The organism is Candidatus Omnitrophota bacterium (assembly GCA_028715415.1).
In the GTDB taxonomy this organism is placed as follows: domain Bacteria; phylum Omnitrophota; class Gorgyraeia; order Gygaellales; family Profunditerraquicolaceae; genus JAQURX01.
The window spans coordinates 1-19,585 of sequence record JAQURX010000009.1 but is presented as its reverse complement, the minus strand read 5'-3'; the positions used below and the strand labels follow the sequence as shown (position 1 = coordinate 19,585).

Sequence of the window (19,585 nt, the reverse complement as noted above, 5' to 3'; positions counted from 1 at the left end):
CCGGCTCGGCGTCACCCGCTGGACGAAGTGCGCAAAAGCTCTTGATATAGCAGGTTAATCTTCATATAATAACTTTTAAAAGGGGTAAATGTATGTATGTTGTAGTTTTTGTTACTGCTTCAAGTAAAAAGGAAGCTGAGTGTATAGCTGATGGGTTAATTTCAAAAAAGCTCGCTGCTTGTGTAAATATTATTGACGGAGTTAGTTCAATTTTTACATGGCAGGGGAAAGTTGATAAGGCGAAAGAGTCACTCTTGATAATTAAATCAAAGAAATCAAATATGCCAAAGATTATTAAGCTTGTAAAGTCCCTGCATAGCTATGAAGTCCCGGAAATAATTGCCTTACCCATAGTAAGTGGTGAAGAAAAATACTTAAGGTGGATTGATGCAGCTCTCAGGTAGCCCAATAGATTATTTATTAGCTTTTTTGGGCGGAATTTTAGTTAGTTTCACGCCTTGTATATATCCTCTTATACCAATTAGCGCAAGCTACATCGGAATAAGTTCCAGTGGTTCAAAACTTAAAGGTTTAAGTTTAGGCTTAGTTTATGTAACAGGTGTTGCGGTTACATATTCAATTTTGGGATTAATCGCGTCATTGTCCGGAAAAATATTTGGCAGTTTTAGCACTAATCCTGTTACTTATCTGGTTGTGGGTATTATCATCATTATTTTTGGCCTGTCAATGTTGGATTTTTTTGCATTAAATTTTCCCATAAAAATAAAACTGCCGGTTTCTACTAAAAAAGGATATTTATCGGGATTCATTTTCGGTTTAGTTTCCGGGTTAGTTGTCTCTCCGTGCCTGACTCCGGTCTTAGGTTCTATATTGGCTTATTTAGCGGCAAAGAAGAACCTGTTGTATGGCGCTACTCTTTTGTTTACCTTTGCTTTTGGTATGGGGTTTGTTTTAATTGTAATAGGTTTTTTTAGTGCAGCATTAATTAATCTTCCAAAGTCAGGTAAATGGCTTAAAATCATCAAAGTATTATTCGCGATTGTCTTGATTGGCATGGGCGGATATTTTATTTATCTATCTATAAGGAGTTTTTAATGAGAAAATCGTTTGTTGCGGTGTTTATTATTTCTTTGTTTTTTTGTTTAAACCCGCTTTTTGCCCAGAATGCTCCGGATTTTAAACTCAATGATATATCCGGCAAGGAGGTATCATTCTCTAGTTTGAAGGGTAATAAGCCGGTTATTTTATTCTTCTGGACTACTTGGTGCCCATATTGCAGGGCAGAGCTAAAAGAGTTAATGAATTTATCGGGAGACTTTAAGAAAGACGGGGTTGAACTCTTGGTGATTGATGTTGGGGAGGAGAAGTATAAAGTGGAGAGTTTTCTTAAAGCGCGCAGCCTTAATCTAAATGTTTTATTGGACAATGATTCCAGCGTTTCTCAGTCTTACGAACTTCTTGGAGTGCCAACGTATGTTTTTATTACTAAAGCAGGAGAAATAGCCCTCAAGGATAATTCTTTCTCAAAAGATGCTTACAGGTTATTAATTACTAAATAAAATGTATAATAGTTATGCGCTTCTTGTTGATTTATACGAACTTACTATGGCCCAGTGTTATTTCCATTATCGGGAGGATACTTGGGCTACTTTTGATTTATTTGTGCGCGATTTTCCTAAAAACCGTTCATACCTGGTTGCTGCAGGTTTAGATGATATATTAAAGTATGTTTTGAACTTAAGATTTGTTGATGCCGAATTAGCATATTTAAAAAGCCTGAAACTTTTCACTCCGGATTTTCTAGGTTATCTTAAAGATTTTCGTTTTAAGGGGCATCTTTGGGCTCTTCCGGAGGGCGAGGTTTTCTTTCCTCAGGAGACGGTAATAAGGGTAACAGCGCCAATTATTCAAACCCAACTCATTGAAAGTGTTCTTTTAAATACAGTTAATCTGCAGTCAATGATTGCAAGTAAAGCTTCACGGATAGTGCTGAGTGCTAAGTCTTCCAATGTTTATGATTTTTCTTTAAGAAGGACTCATGGCCCGGAGGCAGGTTTAAAAGTGGCAAGAAGTTCTTACCTGGCAGGCTTTAGCGGGACATCAAATGTATTGGCAGGTAAGATGTATAAAATACCTGTTGCCGGCACAATGGCGCATTCTTTTGTAATGAGTTTTAGACACGAGTTGGATAGTTTTCTTGCGTATGCAGAGACTTTCCCTAAGAAAACAATTCTTCTTGTTGATACGTATGATACATTAAAAGGTATTGAAAATGCGGTAACAGTCGGCTTGTTTCTTAAAGAAAAGGGCCATAGATTAGTTGGAATCAGGCTTGATAGCGGAGATTTTGTCTCATTATCTAAGATTGCGCGTCATAAGCTAAATCAAGCGGGGCTTGGAGATGTTAAGATCTATGCCAGCGGAGACTTGGATGAATTTAAAATCAAGGTTTTGCTTTCTAAGGGGGCCTGTATTGATAGTTTCGGCGTAGGGACGAATATGGGGGCAAGTACTGACGCTCCGGTCTTAGATGTTGTATATAAATTAAGCGAAGTTACAGATGAATTCGGAAAGTTTCAGCCTAAGATGAAAATCAGCAAAGGTAAGGCTACCTATCCGGGCAGAAAACAAGTTTATAGGATAAAAGATAAACGAGGCAGGTTTGTTAAGGATATTATTGGCCTTTGGGATGAAGCGATAAAAGGCAAGCCTTTATTAAAGAAAGTAATTCATGGTGGTAACTTGGTTTATAAAGCGCCTGCTCTTGAACAATCAAGGATATACCTAAAACAAAATCTTAAATATTTCCCGGTGGCAATGAAAGAAATTGATTCTGATTATAGGTATCCAGTCTTGTTTAGCCCCGGATTAGAGAAACTAAAAAAAGATTTATCAAAACAATTGGTGCGCAGGCAATAGATTTTAAAGTTAAATATGGAACAAGAAATAAAAACGATAATTGGGAATTGGCAAAAAAGGAATATTTCCGGAATTTTTACTAATGATATTACAGAGGCAAGAGGCAGGGTCTTGTCGGCTATCCCCTTGGCTGCGAGTGTCGGGATTTCAGGATCGGTTACGTTGGACCAGTTGGAGATTGTAAAACACCTTGAGCTGCGCGGGAACAAGGTCTTTAACCAATATAGGCCAGGGATAACAAGAGAAGAAAGCTTAGAGTTAAGGAATAAAGGTTCGCAAGCAGATTATTATCTAACCAGTGCAAACGCGTTATCCTTATCAGGAGAACTGATTTTTTTAAGTGCCTATGGAAATCGCATAGCAGGAATTTCCAGCGCAAAAAACGTTATCGTAGTCTGTGGAATTAATAAAATTACCCCGAATGTCGAAGCGGCTCTTAAAAGAGCAAGGGAATACGCGACTCCCCTTAATTGCAAACGGCTGAATTGGCCGAGCTATTGTTTAAAAGAGGGAGTTTGTAATCCTGAAGTGTGTTTGCCCTCTGATTATAAGAGGATGTGTTGCCAAGTCTTAATTATTGAAGCGGAAGTTGTGCCGGGCAGGCTTAAGGTTATTTTGGTTGGTGAAAAATTAGGGTTTTAAACAAAGGAGAAATATGTTTGATAAGATGAAGCAGCTTATGGATATGCAAAAGAAGATGCAGGAAGTTAAGCGGGAATTAGAAAATACTAATTTTGAGATTGCCTCAAACGATGGTTTGGTGAAAATTACAATGAATGGCGCTCAGGAAGTAAAAGAAGTGTCGGTTCAAGATGGGATTAGCTCTATGGATAAAACTTACCTTGAAAAAACCTTTAAAGATATTTATAATAAAGCGATTAAGCGTTCTCATGATGTTGCAGCACAGAAGATGAAAGAGGTAACCGGTTTTAATATCCCGGGCTTGACTTAAAATAAATGGAAGAAAAAAAGGATTTCTATAAAGTTATTGAAGCTCTCAGTGTTAAGGACAAGCGTTATAAACCGGATGCTTATGAGTTTGTAATGCAAGGCCTTCATTATACTCAAAACAAACTGAAGAAAGAAACTCATGTCAGTGGCAAAGAGCTTTTAGAGGGATTGCGTGACCTTGCAATTGACCAATACGGCCCGATGGCTAAGACTGTGTTGACCCATTGGGGAGTTTTTAAAACGCAGGATTTTGGCAATATTGTCTTTAATATGGTTAAGGAAAAGATTCTTGCGAAGACCGACGAGGATTCAATAGATGATTTCAAAGACGTCTATGATTTTAATGATTGTTTTGGGAATGTCCTAAAAGACCTTGTGATAAAGGATATTTAATCAAATGATAAAGAAGCGCATTAATGAATTATTAAAAATGAGGAATTTTATCAGTGTGGCCACTTGCGATTTTAAAGGCCGGCCGAACGCAGCGCCTAAATTCCTGCTTAGGTGCGAAGACAGCACTATATATCTTGTTGATTATACAATTGGCAGGACCTGGGAGAATCTTAAGATGAATCCGCGTGTTGGGTTGTCTTTTATGGATACTGAGAGCTTGAGAGGTTATCAGATAAATGGTTCGGTTCAAATACTTGAAAAAGGCGCTGAATATGATGATATTGTGAAGGAGTTAGAACAAAAAGAGATAAATCTTTCTACAGAAAGAATTATTAATGCTATTACTACCGGTAAAAGGCATGAAAGTTATGAACTCGCCATCCCTAAGAAGTTTGTTATTTTTAAGGTAAGCATAGAAGAGGCAGTAGAGATTGGGCCAAGCGGTGTAAAAAGAGAAAGCGTATGAACGATTTAAGAGCTTTGGCAATTGGGATTGGGAGCCTGCCTCACCGCGATGCTGATTCTGCATTAGATTTAATTTTCAAATACCTGCCCGAAGTCCCTTTTTGGCCGCAATTACCTAAACGGGATATTTGTGAAGGCATGATAGCTCAGTTTAGCCAGAATCTACCCTGTCTTAAGATCTCTCCTGAAGGGCTATTCTTTAATGCGAAAAATCAAGAGGCGGAATTAGAAAAATTCTACGAAGAGGTAATTTCTAATAATTCGGATTATTTCTCAATAAGCTCTGATTTTGCTTTAGGCTTGAGTAAATTATACCAGCGTCTTAAGAAGGAAGACCTTAGTCAAGTTAAGTACATCAAATGCCAGGTTACCGGCCCGTTTACCTTTGCTGCGGGTTTAAATGATGAAAATGGTGTTGCCTTATTGCATAACGAAGTCTTCTGGCAGGTCATAATGAAGGGCCTGATCATGAAGGCTCGTTGGCAGCTGGATTTATTCAGGGAGTTTGGCAAGAAACTCATTATTTTTATTGATGAACCTTATTTAGGTTGTTTTGGCTCTGCCTATACGCCTCTTACCAGGGAGGCTGTGGTAAAAGGCTTAGTAGAATTTACAGAAGCTATTGATTCCAAGGATTGTTTACTGGGTATTCATTGCTGCGGGAATACCGATTGGTCCATGTTCACGGATGTTAAAGCCATTGATATTATTAACTTTGATGCCTTTGATTTTCAGGATAAATTCCTGCTTTACGCGAAAGATTTGAACGCCTTTCTTAAGCGAAACGGCTTGATTTGCTGGGGCGTTGTTCCGACTCAAAGTATTAGCGACAAAGAAACAGCAGCATCTTTAGCTAAAAAGGTTGCTGAAGGGGCAGATATTTTGGTGAAAAAGGGTGCAGATAGAGATTTAGCTTTCGAAAACTTGACTTTAAGCACTGCTTGCGGCTTGGGAACGCTAACCGTTGAAGAAGCCGAAGCAAGATTTAGCCTTCTTGCTGAAACCTCCCAGATTTTGAGAAAAAACCAATAAAAATAAATTATTTGACAAATCAGGATAAAGATTATATTATAGATTCTCACTTTGTTACCATAGAAGGAGCTTAATTAGATGAAAGAGATACGTATACACGCAAGGGCAGGCCAGGGAGCCATTACAACGGCGACATTATTGGGTTATGCATATTTTGTAAAAGGGATGTATCCTTATGCATTCCCGCATTTTGGAGCAGCAAGAATGGGTGCTCCGATGAATGCTTTTGTCCGTGTTGACTCAAAGCCTGTCAGGTTAAGAAGCCAGATTTATGAACCTGATTATCTGGTTATCATGGATGCTACATTAATGCGAGGTTTCAACTGTTTTTCTGGATTAAAAGAGAATGGGATTGCCATTATTAATCAGAAAGAGGGAGATGTTGCACCTAAGGTTGGAGCAAAACAGAAGGTTTTTATGGTTCCAGCTAATGATATCGCGATGAAAACAATCGGTAGGCCTCTAGGAAATACTGCTTTGTTGGGCGCTTTTTGTGCTGCAACAGGAGAGCTTACTTTGGAAGCGCTGCTTGAGGCGATAAAAAGAAGGTTTTCCGGTAAGGCTCAGGAAGCAAATATTCAAGCTGTAAAAGAAGGTTTTGAATTCATAAAAAAAGGAAAATAATATGTTTGGTCCGTTAATTGTAAAATCGGGTTCAAGTAAGAATAATAAAACAGGTTCTTGGCGAATAGAGTTAAAGCCGAAATTCCTGCAGAAGAATTGCATTGGTTGCAAAATGTGCCTTTCGGTCTGTCCCGAAGGTTGTATTTCAGGCACAGAAAAGAATACCTATATTTGTGATTATAATTATTGTAAGGGCTGCGGTTTTTGCGCGTTTATTTGTCCAAAAAAAGATATTGTGATGATTAAAGAAGAATCAGCGGAAGGGAAGAAGGAATAAAATATGAAAGAGTTTTTTGAAGGTTCTCATGCAGTAGCGGAAGCGGTTAAATTATGCAGGCCGGGAGTTATCTCAGCGTATCCGATTACTCCTCAGACCCATATCGTTGAAGACTTGGCGCAGATGGTTGCTGACGGCAAGCTTGATTCACAGTTTGTTAATGTAGAATCTGAGCATTCCGCAGCTTCTGTAGTCTTGGGAGGAGTTGGAGCAGGAGTTCGTTCTTACACAGCGACTAGTTCTCAGGGGTTATTTTATATGATGGAGGTTGTTTTTAATATAGCCGGGCTTCGCATGCCTTTGGTTATGACTTGCGCAAACCGCGCTATTTCAGCTCCGATTAATATCTGGAATGATCAGCAGGATTCGGTTTCTTTGCGTGATTCCGGCTGGATTCAGCTTTTTGCCGAGAATATCCAGGAGGCAGTAGATTTGCACTTCATGGCTTACAGAATTTCTGAAGATAAGAGTATGATGCTTCCGGTGATGGTGTGTATGGATGGTTTTATCCTTACTCATGGAATTGAAACAGTTGATATCCCCTCTCAGGAGCAAGTAGATAAATTCCTCCCTGCTTACAAACCGCTTTATCACCTAGATGTAAATAATCCGATGACTATCGGCCCCTTAGTAGGCCCTGATTATTACATGGAAACACGCTATGCTCTGCAAAAGACCCTTGAAGAAGCCTTGAAATTTATTCCGCAGGTTTTTTCTGATTTCTCCAAAGCATTCGGAAGAAATTATCCCGGATTAGTTGAAGAATACCAGGTTAAAGACGCGGAAAGAGTAATAATAGCGATGGGTTCGGTTTGCGGGACGATTAAAGATGTTATTGATGACTTGCGCGCAAAAGGCAAAAAGGTCGGCTTATTAAAAATAGTTAGTTATAGGCCGTTTCCCGCGGAGGCAATTTATAATGCACTTAAAGCGGTTCCTAAAATCGCAGTTTTAGACAGGGCTGTTTCTTTAGGTGCTCAGGCGCCTTTAGTTTCAGAGGTAAAAGGTGCATTCTTTGGCAAGAAAAAAACCCCTGAGGTTATTAGTAGTTTTATAGTTGGCTTAGGCGGCCGCGATATCACTAAAGACTCAATTAAAGAAATATACAGGTTGTTGACTACTAAAGAAATTGAAGGCGAATTCATTGATTTAAAACCAGAACTATTAAAGGAAAGCTATGAATAATTATCTATTTAGCCCTGGGCATACAGCGTGTGCTGGCTGTGGCCAATCATTGGCAGCGCGATTAGTTATTGATGCTGCTGGTAAGAATACGGTAGTTGTAAATAATACCGGTTGCCTCGAAGTGTTTTCCACAAATTTCCCTGAATCAGCTTGGAATGTCCCATGGATGCATTCTCTTTTTGAAAATGCCGCTGCAGTTGCTTCAGGTGTAGAGGCGGGTTTGAAATATTTAGGAACAAAAGAAAATATCAATGTGATTGCGCAGGGTGGAGATGGTTCTACCGCTGATATCGGCTTACAGGCGCTCTCAGGAATGCTTGAAAGAGGGCATGATATTCTATATGTTTGCTATGATAACGAAGCTTATATGAATACCGGTATTCAGAGAAGCGGGTTAACGCCTTACGATACCAATACTACCACAAGCCCTATCGGAGTAAAATCAATAGGTAATGTCAGGCCCAAGAAACCTATGCCGGAAATTGCCTTGGCACATGGTATTCCTTATGTTGCAACTTGTTCTGTGGCATTCCCCCAAGATTTACAGCGAAAGGTAAAAAAAGCTTTATCAATCAAAGGCCCTAAATATATGCAGATTCATTCTCCTTGCCCTTTAGGCTGGCGTTACGAAGCAAGTTTGATTCAGGAAGTTGCTAAGCTTGCGGTTGAGACAGCGCTTTATCCTTTGATTGAATATGAGAATGGAGTTTTAATCTCAAAGAAACAGATTACTCCTAAGCCGGTTGAGGAATACCTGAAAGCACAAGGAAGGTTTAAACATCTGCTGAATAATCCTGAAGCAATAAAACAGATTCAGGGGATAGCGGATTTTAATATAAATAAGTACGGCTTGAAAGTCCAAGCATAATAGTAGCGCAAAAAGCAAGAGGGAGGTAAGTTATGGGAAAACAGGCAAGGGCAATCGTGGATTTAAGCTTAAAAGAATTGTGTAAAGATTTGAATAAGGCTTATGCTGATGAGTGGCTTGCGTTTTATCTTTATTGGTTTATGGCGCAGACTGTTTCCGGCAAGGCTTATGAAGATATTGCAGAGATGCTGAATAAAATTGCAAAAGATGAATTGGAACATGCGACTGAAATTGCGGATTTAATCGTTAAACTCGGCGATACCCCGATAGCTAATCCTATGGAATTAGAAAAGAATGCAAATGCTCCTTATTTAATGCCTCCAAAGAATACAGCAGATATCAATAGAATTATCCGCATAGTTGCTGAAGCAGAAGCTGGGGCAATTGAGGTTTATAATAAAATTGCCAAAAAGACTTTAGGAAAAGATAATGTTACGTATCAATTAGTAACTCACATCCTTTCTGAAGAAGTAAATCACGAAGAGATGTTTGAGAATTTGGTGGAAAGATAAGTTTTAAGACCAAGGGGACATAATTAAATCTTAACCCCGTTTTTAAGAAGGAGATAGTAAAAAATGGCAAAAGTAACAGTTGATGCTTCAACTTGCGTAGGATGTGGATTATGTGAACAAGTTTGCCCTGAAGTCTTTGAGGTGCAAGGAGACGGTATCGCACATGTAAAGAAACAGGATTGTGCAGGCTGTAATCTTCAAGAAGTTGCGGATCAATGCCCTGTAACTGCAATCAAAGTAAGTTAATCAAATACAAAAAATTAAATAAAGGGGACGGTTCTATTTTTTAAGAAATCAAAGTTCAAAAAATAGAACCGTCCCTTTTATTTACCCCGCTTTTCTTTAAAAGAGAAGCGGGGTTTTATTATGTAAAAGTATTACTTCTTCAATTTTTCAATAAACTTCCCGAATTCTTCCTGTTGTTTTTGTGAAAGTAACTGTTTGCTAAAATCCGATTTCTCGCTTTCAAACTTCTTTTCGTCAACTGGGAGGCGGGCCTTCATTTTAATGATAAAATAACCTGAAGGCATGTTGATTACCTGGCTAAATTCATTTTCTTTTAGCAATTGCGCTTGAGTCCAGAAATTGTCAGTGCCGCCGATTCCTTCAATGTAGCTTCCGTATTTAAACGGTTTTGTATTTTCAGCCTTTAGGCCATTTGTTTTTGCAACTTTCTCAAAATTAACGGAATTCTTATTTAATTTAGAAGCTTCTTTTAATTCGCTTAGTGCTTTTTCAATCTTTTCTTTTGCGATTTTTGAAGATTGCTCTTTTATGAGCGTTTCTTTAACTTTGTCTTTTATTTTATCAAATTCAGGTATAAAAGCTTCCTTTTTATCTTTAAGCTCAAACAAGTAGTACTTTTTTTCAATATTAACTACCGGAGTATGTTTCCCGATTTCCAGATTATTTATCTGTTTTAAGATATCCATAGCCCAGCCAATTCCCGGTATAGGTTCATTTGAGTTAAAGAAACCAGTTTCTTTAACCTCCAGAGATAATTCTTTTGCTGCCTGATTAAAGTCTATTTTTTTGTTTATTTTCTCAAGCAAGTTATTAATTTTTTTATCGGATTCATCTGTTGCATAGATAAGGTTAAAAGAAAGAGGCTGTTTGAATTGCAAAGAATTTTTATCAAAATATTCTTTTACCTCCGAATCAGCAGGATTCAAGGTTTTGCCTAATTCAGAAGGAATTGCGGCGATATAGGAAACACTGATTTCTTCATTGGCTCTACGGTATTCTTCTTTAATCTCGGTATCGGTTACTTTTACTTTATCGGTAATTTGTTTGTATAGTTTGGATATGATTATATTTTTACGGGTTTGTTCTTCAAATGCCCTTGGTTGTATGCGAAAAACGTAACGCAATATCTCGGCATAAATTTTCTGGTCAAATTGCTTATTGCGTTGGAAGAATGGGTAGCTTTCTATTAATTCTATAACTTCTTTGTCGCTTGCCTTGATATTGCGATTTTTTGCTTCATAGATTAATATCAGTCTTTCCCATGCCTGCTGGTCAAAGTTCAGGTATTTCTTTACCTCTTCAAACTTATCTCCAAATTGCATGATTGCTGATATTCTTACTGCATCCGCTGCCTCCTTGAATTCAAGAGGGGTTATGTTATGGCCGAAGATTTTTCCTATGGAAGCTGGTTCTTTCTTCTTGTGGGCTGCATCAATAAAGCCCCACAGCGCAAAAGCGGGGATAATAATGAGGCTTAAAACAATAAAAACTGTCTTTCGTAATTTCTTATCTCTAAGTATTTTAAGCATTTAATTCTCTCCTTTAGCTGCTTTAGTTAAATAGTGCGCCAAATACTCACTTATTATAGTTTAAAACCATAATTTTGCAATAAAAACTAGGGGGTAGCGGCTGGCCGTTCAAGCCACCTCGCCGTGCTCGCCCACTGCGCGCGGCAAGGGCTCTGTCTTGAACGTCCATCCGCTGAGGACTTACTTTTTCTCAATTTTATCTTCAAATAATTTGCTTTACAAAATATTAATATATAAGTATAATAACTATCCGTGTTAAAAGAAAAAGCAAAATTGAGGATAATCTGCGATGAAAGATAAAATATTAAAATTAGGTTTGCCCAAAGGAAGCCTTCAGGAATCAACCTTCAAGATGTTTAAGAAGGCTGGTTTTAATGTAAAATTATCCAGTGAAAGGTCGTATTTCCCGTCTATAGATGATCCGGGGATTGAAGTAGTGCTTTTGCGCGCGCAAGAGATGTCCAGATATGTGCAAGATGGCGCTTTAGATTGCGGAATAACCGGCAACGATTGGGTCTTAGAGAATGGTTCGGATGTAGTTAGGGTTTCAGAGCTCATTTACGCAAAACAAAGCCTTAATAAAGTAAGATGGGTTTTGGCTGTTCCTCAGGATTCAGGTTTTAAATCTGCAAAGGACCTTAAGGGTAAGCGGATTGCTACTGAACTGGTTAACGTGACCAAGAATTTCTTCAAGAAAAACAAGGTTAATGTTGAGGTGGAGTTTAGCTGGGGAGCAACTGAAGTAAAGGTGAGTGCTGGCTTAGTTGATGCTATTGTTGAATTAACTGAAACAGGCAGAAGCTTAAAGGCAAATAAATTAATTGAAATCGCAACCCTCTGTGAATCTACGACTCAATTTATTGCAAATAAATCTTCATATAAAGACGCTTGGAAAAAGTGTAAAATGGAACAAATCGCCCTTCTATTAAAAGGAGCTATTGCTGCTGAAGAGAAGGTTGGCCTTAAAATGAATGTTAGAAAAGAAAATCTTAAGGCAGTGTTATCAAAGCTCCCTGCGTTAAAGAATCCAACCATATCCGGCCTTTCCGGAGACGGCTGGTTTGCGGTTGAAACCATTATAGATGAAAAAATTGTCCGTATTCTTATTCCTGAATTAAAGAATGCCGGTGCAACAGGAATTATTGAATACCCGTTAAATAAAGTTATTTATTGATAAGGAGCAATTAATGCCTTGCGGTAAGAAAAGAAAAAGACAGAAAATAAAGACTCATAAAAGAAAGAAGATGCGTCGCCGTCTTCGCCATATCAAGAAGAGAGCCTGGGCGTAATTTCTTTTAAAGTCTAATTTGGTTAAATTATGACTTCTTGGAATAAGAAGTTTGCAGGAGTAATGTTTTTATTCCTCTTGGCAAGCTTATTTATAAATTCAGAAGTTTTTTCTTCTGATAGTTGCAATTCGGAAGCCGTCAGTCATTATATAATGGGTGTTATGTATGATGATTTTGGCGACCTTGACAAAGCGCTGCAGGAATATAAAAGTGCTTTGAAGTCGGATAATGAAAGTTCGGTTATCCACTTGAATCTGGCCGTAGGGCTTATAAAAAAGTACAACTTTTCCGAGGCTGCAACAGAATTAAATACCGCTATCCGTCTTGACCCAGAAGCAGTTGAGCCGCATGCTATCTTAGCTATCCTGTATACTTCAGAAAATAAGATTGATTTAGCCAGATCGGAGTATGAAGCAGCATTAAAGAATGCGGCCAAACTCCAGCCTAAGAATGCAGATATTTTTAAGAGTTTAGGGGCAATTTATCTGCAGCAGAGAAAATTTAAAGAAGCTGAAGAAAACTATAAGATTGTTCTCGGTTTGTCTCCCAATGATGCTTCAGTGCATTTTTATCTTGGAAGTATTTACAATGAGTTGAATAAATTTGATCTTGCCGAGAAAGAATTAAAACGCGCAATTGAGCTTAAGGCTGATTATCACGAAGCATTGAATTATTTGGGCTATATTTATGTAGAAGCAAACAAGAATTTAGATAAGGCTTTTACTTTGATAAATAAGGCGATAGAGCTAGAGCCTAATAGCGGGGCTTATATTGATAGCTTGGGTTGGTATTATTTTAAAAAAGGCAATTTTGAGCAGGCATTGAAGAATTTAGAGAAAGCTGCTAGTTTGGAAGATGATCCGATAATATATGACCACCTGGCAGATACTTATTATAAGTTAAAGAATCAACAAAAAGCAAAATCTAACTGGGAAAAATCTTTAAGCCTTGACCCTAAGCAGGATAAGGTAAAGAAAAAATTAGCAGGGGTTACTTTAAAAAAATAATTATGGAATATTCTCAGGCTCAAATAAAAGAATTACAGGATAAAGCAAAGCAGATCAGAAGGCTTATTATAGAAATGCTTGGTAAAGCAGGTTCTGGGCATCCCGGAGGCAGCCTTTCCGCGACAGATTTGATTACAGCTTTATATTTTTCAGTTTTAAAACATAACCCTAAGGACCCAAGTTGGCCTGACCGGGATAGGTTCCATATGTCAAAAGGCCATTGTTGCCCTTTGTGGTATGCAGTGTTAGCCGAATCAGGATACTTTCCTAAAGAAAAACTTATGACCTTAAGGCAGCTGGGTTCTTTATTGCAAGGCCATCCGGATAGAAGGACTCCGGGGATTGAATCAGCTTCAGGGTCTCTGGGCCAAGGTTTATCTGTGGGTTTAGGCATTAGTTTAGCAGGTAAGATTGATAAGAGGGATTACCGTGTTTATGTGCTTATGGGGGATGGCGAGACTCAAGAAGGTAATATTTGGGAAGCGGCAATGGCTTGTGCGCATTTTAAAAGCGATAATCTTTGTGCAATTTTAGATTACAATGGTTTCCAAATTGATGGAAAAATATGCAATGTTATGGGGTTAGAACCTTTAGCCGCAAAATGGCAGGCTTTTGGCTGGAATACAATTGAAATTGACGGGCATAACATGGAAGAAATCCTTTTGGCTTATGAAAAAGCAAAAACCTTAAAAGGGAAGCCGACAATAATTATCGCCCGGACCATAAAAGGAAAAGGCGTTTCTTTCATGGAGAATGTTTGTGATTTCCATGGTAAGGCTCCTACCAAGGAAGAAACAGAAAGAGCATTGAAAGAATTGGAGTAGACAATATGATTGAACAATTATACCAACGGGATGTTTACGGTAAGACGTTAGTTGAGCTTGGAAAGGCTAATAATGATATTGTAGTTTTAGATGCGGATTTATCAAGCTCTACCCGTACGAGTATGTTTGCCAAAGAATTTCCCGATAGGTTTATTAATTTTGGGGTTGCAGAGCAGAATATGATGGCAACCTCCGCTGGATTAGCAAGCTGTAAGAAAATTGTTTTTCTTTCAACCTTCGCCATATTTGCTACTGGCCGCGCCTGGGATCAGGTAAGGAATTCCGTAAGTTATAATAATTTTAATATTAAAATAGTGGCAACTCACGCCGGAATTACTGTTGGGCCGGATGGAGCAAGCCATCAGGCACTTGAAGATATCGCTCTTATGCGGGTTATCCCGAATATGAATATTATTGTCCCTTGCGATGGGCCTCAGACGCGGGAAGCGATTATTGCCGCAGTGAATACAAAAGGGCCTTTTTACGTGCGTTTAGGAAGGTCTAAATTTCCTACATTGGAAAACAAGGGTGAGTTTAAGTTTGGTAAAGCGCAAGTTTTAACCAAGGGTAATGACGTAACTATTATTGCCTGTGGGATCCTCGTTCAGGAAGCATTAGCTTGCGCGGATAATTTGGCAAAAAAAGGCATTAATGCCCGTGTTATCAATATTCATACAATAAAACCTTTGGATAGCGAGGAAATTTTAAGAGCAGCCAAAGAGACTAAGGGTATTGTTGTTTGCGAGGAGCATGCTGTAATAGGGGGCCTTGCTTCAAGCGTTGATGAAGTTGTGGCAGAGAATCATCCTACCAAAGTTATCCGCATCGGAATAAGAAACAGGTACGGCCAGTCAGGAGAGCCTGCCGAGCTCCTGAAAGAATATAATCTTACAAGCTCTGATATAGAAAAAGCGGTTTTGCGCATAATATCCTAATAACCAGAAGTAAGCGGTGGTAAATTGGCGGAAAGTTTAGTTTTAAATTCTTATGCTAAGGTAAATCTTTACCTTAAAGTTTTAAAGAGGCGATCCGACGGTTACCATGATATAGAAACAATCTTTGAAAGAATCAACCTCTGCGATAAAATAATCCTTAAATCCCGCCCTGACGGAGAAATTAGAATCATTTCCAGCTCATCCAATATCCCTAAAGACTGTTCAAATTTAGCATACCGAAGTGCCAAGCTTTTACAGGAAAGCCAGAATGTTAAAATGGGTGTGGATATTAAGATTGTAAAGCGTATACCTGTTGGCGCTGGCTTGGGGGGAGGTTCAAGCAATGCCGCAACTGTGCTTTTGGGGCTAAATAAGCTGTGGCGCCTTAGATTAAATAATAAAAGGCTTGCTGCCCTCGGGAGTAAGATTGGTAGCGATGTGGTTTTTTTTATCTATAATACCCCATTTGCCCTTGGAAAAGGCAGGGGGCAGGTAATTAAGCCTTTAAATGGGTTAAAAAACATACGCCTGTGGCATATTTTAGTTACGCCTAAAATACATGTTTCCACCGCTCAAATATACAAAAAATGGGATGATTTTAACCGTATAAAAAATAAAAAAGTAGGGTTGACAATACCCTGCTCAAGTGTTAAAATATTAACTTCAACATTAGCAAGATTTGATCTTTCTTCAATGACGGGGCTTTTACTTAACAGCTTGGAAGATATTACGTTTAGTCTCTATCCAAAAGTTAAAAAAGTCAAAAATATGCTCGCTCAATCAGGTGCCGAGCTAATATTAATGTCCGGCAGCGGATCATCGGTTTTCGCAATTGTTTCTTCAAAAAAGAAAGCTGAATTGCTGCGTAAAAAACTTTTAAATTTTGATATTCGGAAAGAAGTTTTTGTGGCGAGGACATTTTAGTATAGAGCAAATTAAGCAAAACAAAGCTTATGTTTTTATACTCCATAAGTTTTGAGTTCATTGAAGGAGGATGGTAATGGAGATTACCGAGGTTAGGATCGCTCTTAAAGATTCACCGGATAAAAAATTAAAAGCCTACGCAACCGTTACTTTTGATAATTCTTTCGTGGTTAGGAATATTAAGGTTATTGAAGGCACAACAGGTTTATTCATCGCTATGCCTTCAAGGAAAATAAAGCAGCCGTGCACAAAGTGCAGCTTTAAAAATGAACTGCGGAGCAAATATTGTAATCAGTGCGGCCTGCAATTGCCTGTTAATACAAGGCCGTTGGCGCAGGAATCATCAAGTAGTGCTCAATTAGAGCATAAAGATATTGCCCATCCGATAACGCAGTCATTTAGAGATTTGCTCCAGAGGAAGGTTCTAGAGGCGTTTGATAGAGAGAAGGTTAAGGTCTAATTATTCTCTTACAATAGCAATACTTTTAAAGTAGGATCGAACTTTAATACCTGCCCGGTAGTGTAATGGTAGCACATCAGAATTTGGGTCTGACTGTCAAGGTTCGAATCCTTGCCGGGCAATTTGGAAACTTAAAAAAACTATGAAAAATAAAGTGGCAGTGATAATCTTGGCAGCAGGCAAAGGGGAGAGGATGAAATCCGAGCTCCCGAAGGTTTTGCATCCTGTTTGCGGCCGTCCGATGCTGGAATTTGTTTTGGATACTGTGCGTGATTTAAAAATCAAGGATTCCGTTATTGTACTCGGGCATAAGCATCAAGAAGTAAGTAAAGTCCTAAGAAGCGGGATTAAAACAGTAATCCAAAAGAAGGTTGATGGCACTGCAAGTGCTGTTAAGATTGCCCTTTTTGCTTTAGGGAATTTCAAGGGGACGATTCTCGTCCTTTACGGGGATATCCCGTTACTAAGAAAAGAAACTATAGCAAAGCTAATTAAGCATCATTCTGCAAACGATCTGGATGCTACGCTTTTAACGGCAAATGTGGATAAGCCGCAGGGATACGGAAGGATTCTTAGGGATAAATACAATACGATTTGCGGAATAGTAGAAGAAAAAGACGCTGATGAAGTGCAAAAGGAAATCAAAGAGATTAATACAGGCATTGTTTGTTTTAAAAAAGATAAATTAATCAGCGCCCTTAAGCAGGTAAAGCCTAATAACCGCAAAAAAGAATATTATCTTACCGATACTTTTGGCATTATTTATAATAACAAAGGCTTGCTTGATTCTGTTAAGGTTTGTGACGTTGATGAGGCTATGGGAATTAATTCGCGCATTGAATTGGCTAAGGCAAACAGGATTATGCAGATAAGGATTAACGAAGAATTGATGAAAGAAGGGGTTTCTATTGTAGATCCCGCTTCAACTTTCATTAATTTTGGCACTAAGATCGGCCAAGATACGACGATTTATCCCTTTACAGTCATAGAAAAGGGTGTTAAAATTGGTAAATGCTGTTCTGTGGGCCCTTTTGTCCATCTTAGAGAGGATGTAGAGATTGCCGATAGAAGTTTTGTAGGCAATTTTCTTGAAATAGCCCGTTCAAAGATCGGCAGTGGTTGTTTTGCTAAACATTTTTGTTATCTTGGAGATAGTTCAATAGGTGATAACGTTAATATTGGCGCAGGCGTCGTAATTGCCAATTTTAACGGCAAAAAGAAAAATCCTACCGTAATAAAAGATAATGCTTTTATAGGTTCGGATTCTATATTGGTTGCTCCCGTAAAAATTGGAAAATCTGCTAAAACCGGAGCGGGCTCTGTAGTTATCAAGGATGTTTCAGATAACACGACAGTTGTCGGTATCCCGGCCAGGCCGATAAAAAAATAAGGGGAATAGATGGATAAATTAATGGTCTTTAGCGGCAATGCACATTTGCAATTATCAAAAGATATTTGTGAGTCTCTTAAGATCAAGTTGTCAGATGCCTTAGTCTCAAGGTTTAGCGAAGGTGAAGTCCGGGTCAAGGTTAATGAGAATGTGAGAGGTAAGGATGTTTTTGTGATTCAGCCGACTTGCCCTCCTTCAAACGAGAATATTATGGAGCTTTTGGTAATGATTGACGCTTTAAAAAGAGCGTCTGCTAATCGCATTACAGCGGTAATTCCCTATTTTGGTTATGCCCGGCAGGACAGAAAAGACCAGCCGCGTGTTCCTATAACCGCAAAGCTCGTTGCTAATTTATTGACTACTGCCGGAGCAAACAGGATTTTAACTATGGACTTGCATGCAGGGCAAATACAAGGATTCTTTGATATTCCTGTAGACCATCTTTTTTCAATAGGTGTTTTTGAAGATTACCTTGAAAAATTAAATCTACCTGATTTGGTTATCGTGTCTCCCGATGTGGGTAGTATTAAAATGGCACGTGCTTACGCAAAAAGGCTTTCCGCAGGCCTTGCGATTATAGATAAAAGAAGGGATTCTCCGGAGAAAACAGAAGTAATGCATATACTCGGTGAAGTCAAAGGCAAAAATGCTATTATCACCGATGATTTGATTGCGACGGGAAGTTCTTTGATTGAAGCAGTGGTAGCTTTAAAGAATTTCGGCGCAAAGACTATAAGGGCTGCAATAACGCATGGTGTTTTGTCAGGCCCTGCGATACAAAGGATTAATGATTGCAAAGATTTGTCAGAGCTTTTAATTACGGATAGTATTCCTGTTACAGACGGCAAGGTTAATCCTAAGATTAAAGTTTTGTCAGTTGCCCAGCTTTTGGGGGAGGCAATAAGACGGATTCATATTGAAGAATCGGTTAGTTCATTATTTGATTAATAGCAGTTAATTATGCATTGAAAGGAAGAAAGGAAAAATGGAAGAATTATTTTTGGACGTTGAACAAAGAGAAGGTGTAGGAAGGGGAAAGGTTAATAGCATAAAGAAACAGGGTTTTATCCCCGCGGTCGTTTATAAAGACGGTAAAGAATCAATGCCGCTTAAGGTTTCTAAGGGTGTATTGATTAGATTAATACATGAGCACAGAATTGAAGGTGTTGTTATTAATCTTAACGTAAAAGATGACAAAAAAAATAAGCCGCGGCCTTGTTTGATCAAAGAAATTCAGTATGATCCGGTGCATGGAGATATTGTGCACGTTGATTTTAATGAGATATCTTTGACTAAGGCTATTAAAGTTAATATTCCTGTCGAAACAAAGGGTGAATCTATCGGCGTCAAGCAGGAAGGCGGATCTTTGGAGCATATCCTCTGGGAAATTGAGGTTGAGTGTTTGCCTACGAATATTCCTAAGAATATTGAGATAGATATTAGCCAATTAAAGATGGGGGATTCTATCCACGTAAAAGATATTGTTCTGCCGGATGGCATTAAAGTTTTAAGCGACCCGGGTTCAATTGTCTTAACGATTGCCGCTCCGATGAAAGAAGAAGTTGTGCCTGAAGCTGTTGAAGGTGAAGCTAAGCAGGAACCGGAAGTTATTAAAGAGAAGAAAGAAGTCCCTGCTGAAGGCGGCGAAGAGAAGAAATCTGAAGAAAAGAAGGAAGAAAATAAATAAGGAATGAAATTAATTGTAGGCTTAGGCAACCCTGGAGATAAATACGCCGATTCAAGGCACAATATCGGGTTTTCCGCAATCAAGTCTTTGGCAAAAGCTTATAAAAT

26 protein-coding genes and 1 tRNA gene are annotated in these 19,585 nt (G+C 38.6%); 26 read left to right on the top strand and 1 reads right to left on the bottom strand.

Going from position 1 to position 19,585, the window contains the following annotated elements:
• The first annotated feature begins 92 nt into the window (after positions 1-92).
• From PHO70_05025 to PHO70_04955, 15 genes are all read left to right on the top strand, one after another.
• Positions 93-404: a divalent-cation tolerance protein CutA gene (locus PHO70_05025; GenBank protein ID MDD5432333.1), complete on the top strand. Its 312-nt coding sequence runs from the start codon at positions 93-95 to the stop codon at positions 402-404.
• Positions 388-1,056 carry a cytochrome c biogenesis protein CcdA gene (locus PHO70_05020; protein ID MDD5432332.1) on the top strand — a complete coding sequence of 223 codons (669 nt, stop codon included), beginning with the start codon at positions 388-390 and terminating at the stop codon, positions 1,054-1,056. Before PHO70_05025 ends, PHO70_05020 begins: the two co-directional genes overlap by 17 nt.
• The gene (locus tag PHO70_05015; protein ID MDD5432331.1) at positions 1,056-1,520 is read left to right on the top strand and encodes a TlpA disulfide reductase family protein; all 465 of its coding nucleotides are present in this window, start codon (positions 1,056-1,058) and stop codon (positions 1,518-1,520) included. The genes PHO70_05020 and PHO70_05015 overlap by 1 nt, the downstream gene beginning before the upstream one ends.
• A 1-nt stretch (position 1,521) precedes the next feature.
• Positions 1,522-2,880: a nicotinate phosphoribosyltransferase gene (locus PHO70_05010; GenBank protein MDD5432330.1), complete on the top strand. Its 1,359-nt coding sequence runs from the start codon at positions 1,522-1,524 to the stop codon at positions 2,878-2,880.
• A gap of 15 nt (positions 2,881-2,895) precedes the next feature.
• Positions 2,896-3,522 (top strand): lactate utilization protein, encoded by a 627-nt coding sequence (locus tag PHO70_05005; protein ID MDD5432329.1) that lies wholly within the window; start codon positions 2,896-2,898, stop codon positions 3,520-3,522.
• 13 nt (positions 3,523-3,535) lie between these two features.
• Positions 3,536-3,832, top strand: coding sequence for a YbaB/EbfC family nucleoid-associated protein (locus tag PHO70_05000; GenBank protein ID MDD5432328.1), 297 nt, complete (start codon positions 3,536-3,538; stop codon positions 3,830-3,832).
• A 5-nt stretch (positions 3,833-3,837) separates the two neighbouring features.
• Positions 3,838-4,224: a hypothetical protein gene (locus PHO70_04995; protein MDD5432327.1), complete on the top strand. Its 387-nt coding sequence runs from the start codon at positions 3,838-3,840 to the stop codon at positions 4,222-4,224.
• A 4-nt stretch (positions 4,225-4,228) separates the two neighbouring features.
• Entirely contained in the window at positions 4,229-4,690 is a 462-nt protein-coding gene (locus PHO70_04990) for a pyridoxamine 5'-phosphate oxidase family protein (protein MDD5432326.1), read from the top strand.
• Positions 4,687-5,721: a hypothetical protein gene (locus tag PHO70_04985; GenBank protein ID MDD5432325.1), complete on the top strand. Its 1,035-nt coding sequence runs from the start codon at positions 4,687-4,689 to the stop codon at positions 5,719-5,721. Before PHO70_04990 ends, PHO70_04985 begins: the two co-directional genes overlap by 4 nt.
• Before the next feature lie 78 nt (positions 5,722-5,799).
• The gene (locus PHO70_04980; protein MDD5432324.1) at positions 5,800-6,345 is read left to right on the top strand and encodes a 2-oxoacid:acceptor oxidoreductase family protein; all 546 of its coding nucleotides are present in this window, start codon (positions 5,800-5,802) and stop codon (positions 6,343-6,345) included.
• Between the two features lies 1 nt (position 6,346).
• Positions 6,347-6,622, top strand: a complete 276-nt coding sequence (locus tag PHO70_04975; protein MDD5432323.1) for a 4Fe-4S binding protein — start codon at positions 6,347-6,349, stop codon at positions 6,620-6,622.
• Between the two features lie 3 nt (positions 6,623-6,625).
• Positions 6,626-7,807, top strand: a complete 1,182-nt coding sequence (porA, locus tag PHO70_04970) for a pyruvate ferredoxin oxidoreductase (GenBank protein ID MDD5432322.1) — start codon at positions 6,626-6,628, stop codon at positions 7,805-7,807.
• Complete coding sequence (locus tag PHO70_04965; GenBank protein MDD5432321.1) at positions 7,800-8,675, top strand: thiamine pyrophosphate-dependent enzyme; 876 nt, start codon at positions 7,800-7,802, stop codon at positions 8,673-8,675. Before porA ends, PHO70_04965 begins: the two co-directional genes overlap by 8 nt.
• Before the next feature lie 32 nt (positions 8,676-8,707).
• Positions 8,708-9,187 carry a ferritin-like domain-containing protein gene (locus PHO70_04960; protein ID MDD5432320.1) on the top strand — a complete coding sequence of 160 codons (480 nt, stop codon included), beginning with the start codon at positions 8,708-8,710 and terminating at the stop codon, positions 9,185-9,187.
• A 63-nt stretch (positions 9,188-9,250) separates the two neighbouring features.
• Complete coding sequence (locus PHO70_04955) at positions 9,251-9,433, top strand: ferredoxin (GenBank protein ID MDD5432319.1); 183 nt, start codon at positions 9,251-9,253, stop codon at positions 9,431-9,433.
• A 131-nt stretch (positions 9,434-9,564) separates the two neighbouring features.
• Here the strand turns inward: PHO70_04955 and PHO70_04950 are convergent, their stop codons facing one another.
• Positions 9,565-10,962 (bottom strand): SurA N-terminal domain-containing protein, encoded by a 1,398-nt coding sequence (locus PHO70_04950; GenBank protein MDD5432318.1) that lies wholly within the window; start codon positions 10,960-10,962, stop codon positions 9,565-9,567.
• 289 nt (positions 10,963-11,251) lie between these two features.
• Between PHO70_04950 and hisG the strand changes: the two genes are divergently transcribed.
• The 11 genes from hisG to PHO70_04895 form a co-directional block, all read left to right on the top strand.
• Positions 11,252-12,136 carry an ATP phosphoribosyltransferase gene (hisG, locus tag PHO70_04945; GenBank protein MDD5432317.1) on the top strand — a complete coding sequence of 295 codons (885 nt, stop codon included), beginning with the start codon at positions 11,252-11,254 and terminating at the stop codon, positions 12,134-12,136.
• Between the two features lie 144 nt (positions 12,137-12,280).
• A complete protein-coding gene (locus PHO70_04940; GenBank protein MDD5432316.1) occupies positions 12,281-13,258 on the top strand; it encodes a tetratricopeptide repeat protein in 978 nt (325 codons plus the stop codon).
• A gap of 2 nt (positions 13,259-13,260) precedes the next feature.
• Positions 13,261-14,082: a transketolase gene (locus PHO70_04935; protein ID MDD5432315.1), complete on the top strand. Its 822-nt coding sequence runs from the start codon at positions 13,261-13,263 to the stop codon at positions 14,080-14,082.
• Between the two features lie 5 nt (positions 14,083-14,087).
• Positions 14,088-15,017 carry a transketolase family protein gene (locus PHO70_04930; protein ID MDD5432314.1) on the top strand — a complete coding sequence of 310 codons (930 nt, stop codon included), beginning with the start codon at positions 14,088-14,090 and terminating at the stop codon, positions 15,015-15,017.
• 24 nt (positions 15,018-15,041) lie between these two features.
• Positions 15,042-15,941 (top strand): 4-(cytidine 5'-diphospho)-2-C-methyl-D-erythritol kinase, encoded by a 900-nt coding sequence (gene ispE / locus PHO70_04925; protein MDD5432313.1) that lies wholly within the window; start codon positions 15,042-15,044, stop codon positions 15,939-15,941.
• A 76-nt stretch (positions 15,942-16,017) separates the two neighbouring features.
• Positions 16,018-16,401, top strand: coding sequence for a SpoVG family protein (locus PHO70_04920; GenBank protein ID MDD5432312.1), 384 nt, complete (start codon positions 16,018-16,020; stop codon positions 16,399-16,401).
• A 51-nt stretch (positions 16,402-16,452) separates the two neighbouring features.
• Positions 16,453-16,523 (top strand) — tRNA-Gln (locus PHO70_04915).
• Between the two features lie 20 nt (positions 16,524-16,543).
• On the top strand, positions 16,544-17,791 hold the full coding sequence (locus PHO70_04910) for an NTP transferase domain-containing protein (GenBank protein MDD5432311.1): 1,248 nt from the start codon (positions 16,544-16,546) through the stop codon (positions 17,789-17,791).
• A gap of 9 nt (positions 17,792-17,800) precedes the next feature.
• Positions 17,801-18,739, top strand: a complete 939-nt coding sequence (locus PHO70_04905; protein MDD5432310.1) for a ribose-phosphate pyrophosphokinase — start codon at positions 17,801-17,803, stop codon at positions 18,737-18,739.
• A 37-nt stretch (positions 18,740-18,776) separates the two neighbouring features.
• Positions 18,777-19,478, top strand: coding sequence for a 50S ribosomal protein L25 (locus PHO70_04900; protein ID MDD5432309.1), 702 nt, complete (start codon positions 18,777-18,779; stop codon positions 19,476-19,478).
• A 3-nt stretch (positions 19,479-19,481) separates the two neighbouring features.
• On the top strand, positions 19,482-19,585 hold a 104-nt coding region (locus PHO70_04895), incomplete at its 3' end, for an aminoacyl-tRNA hydrolase (protein MDD5432308.1).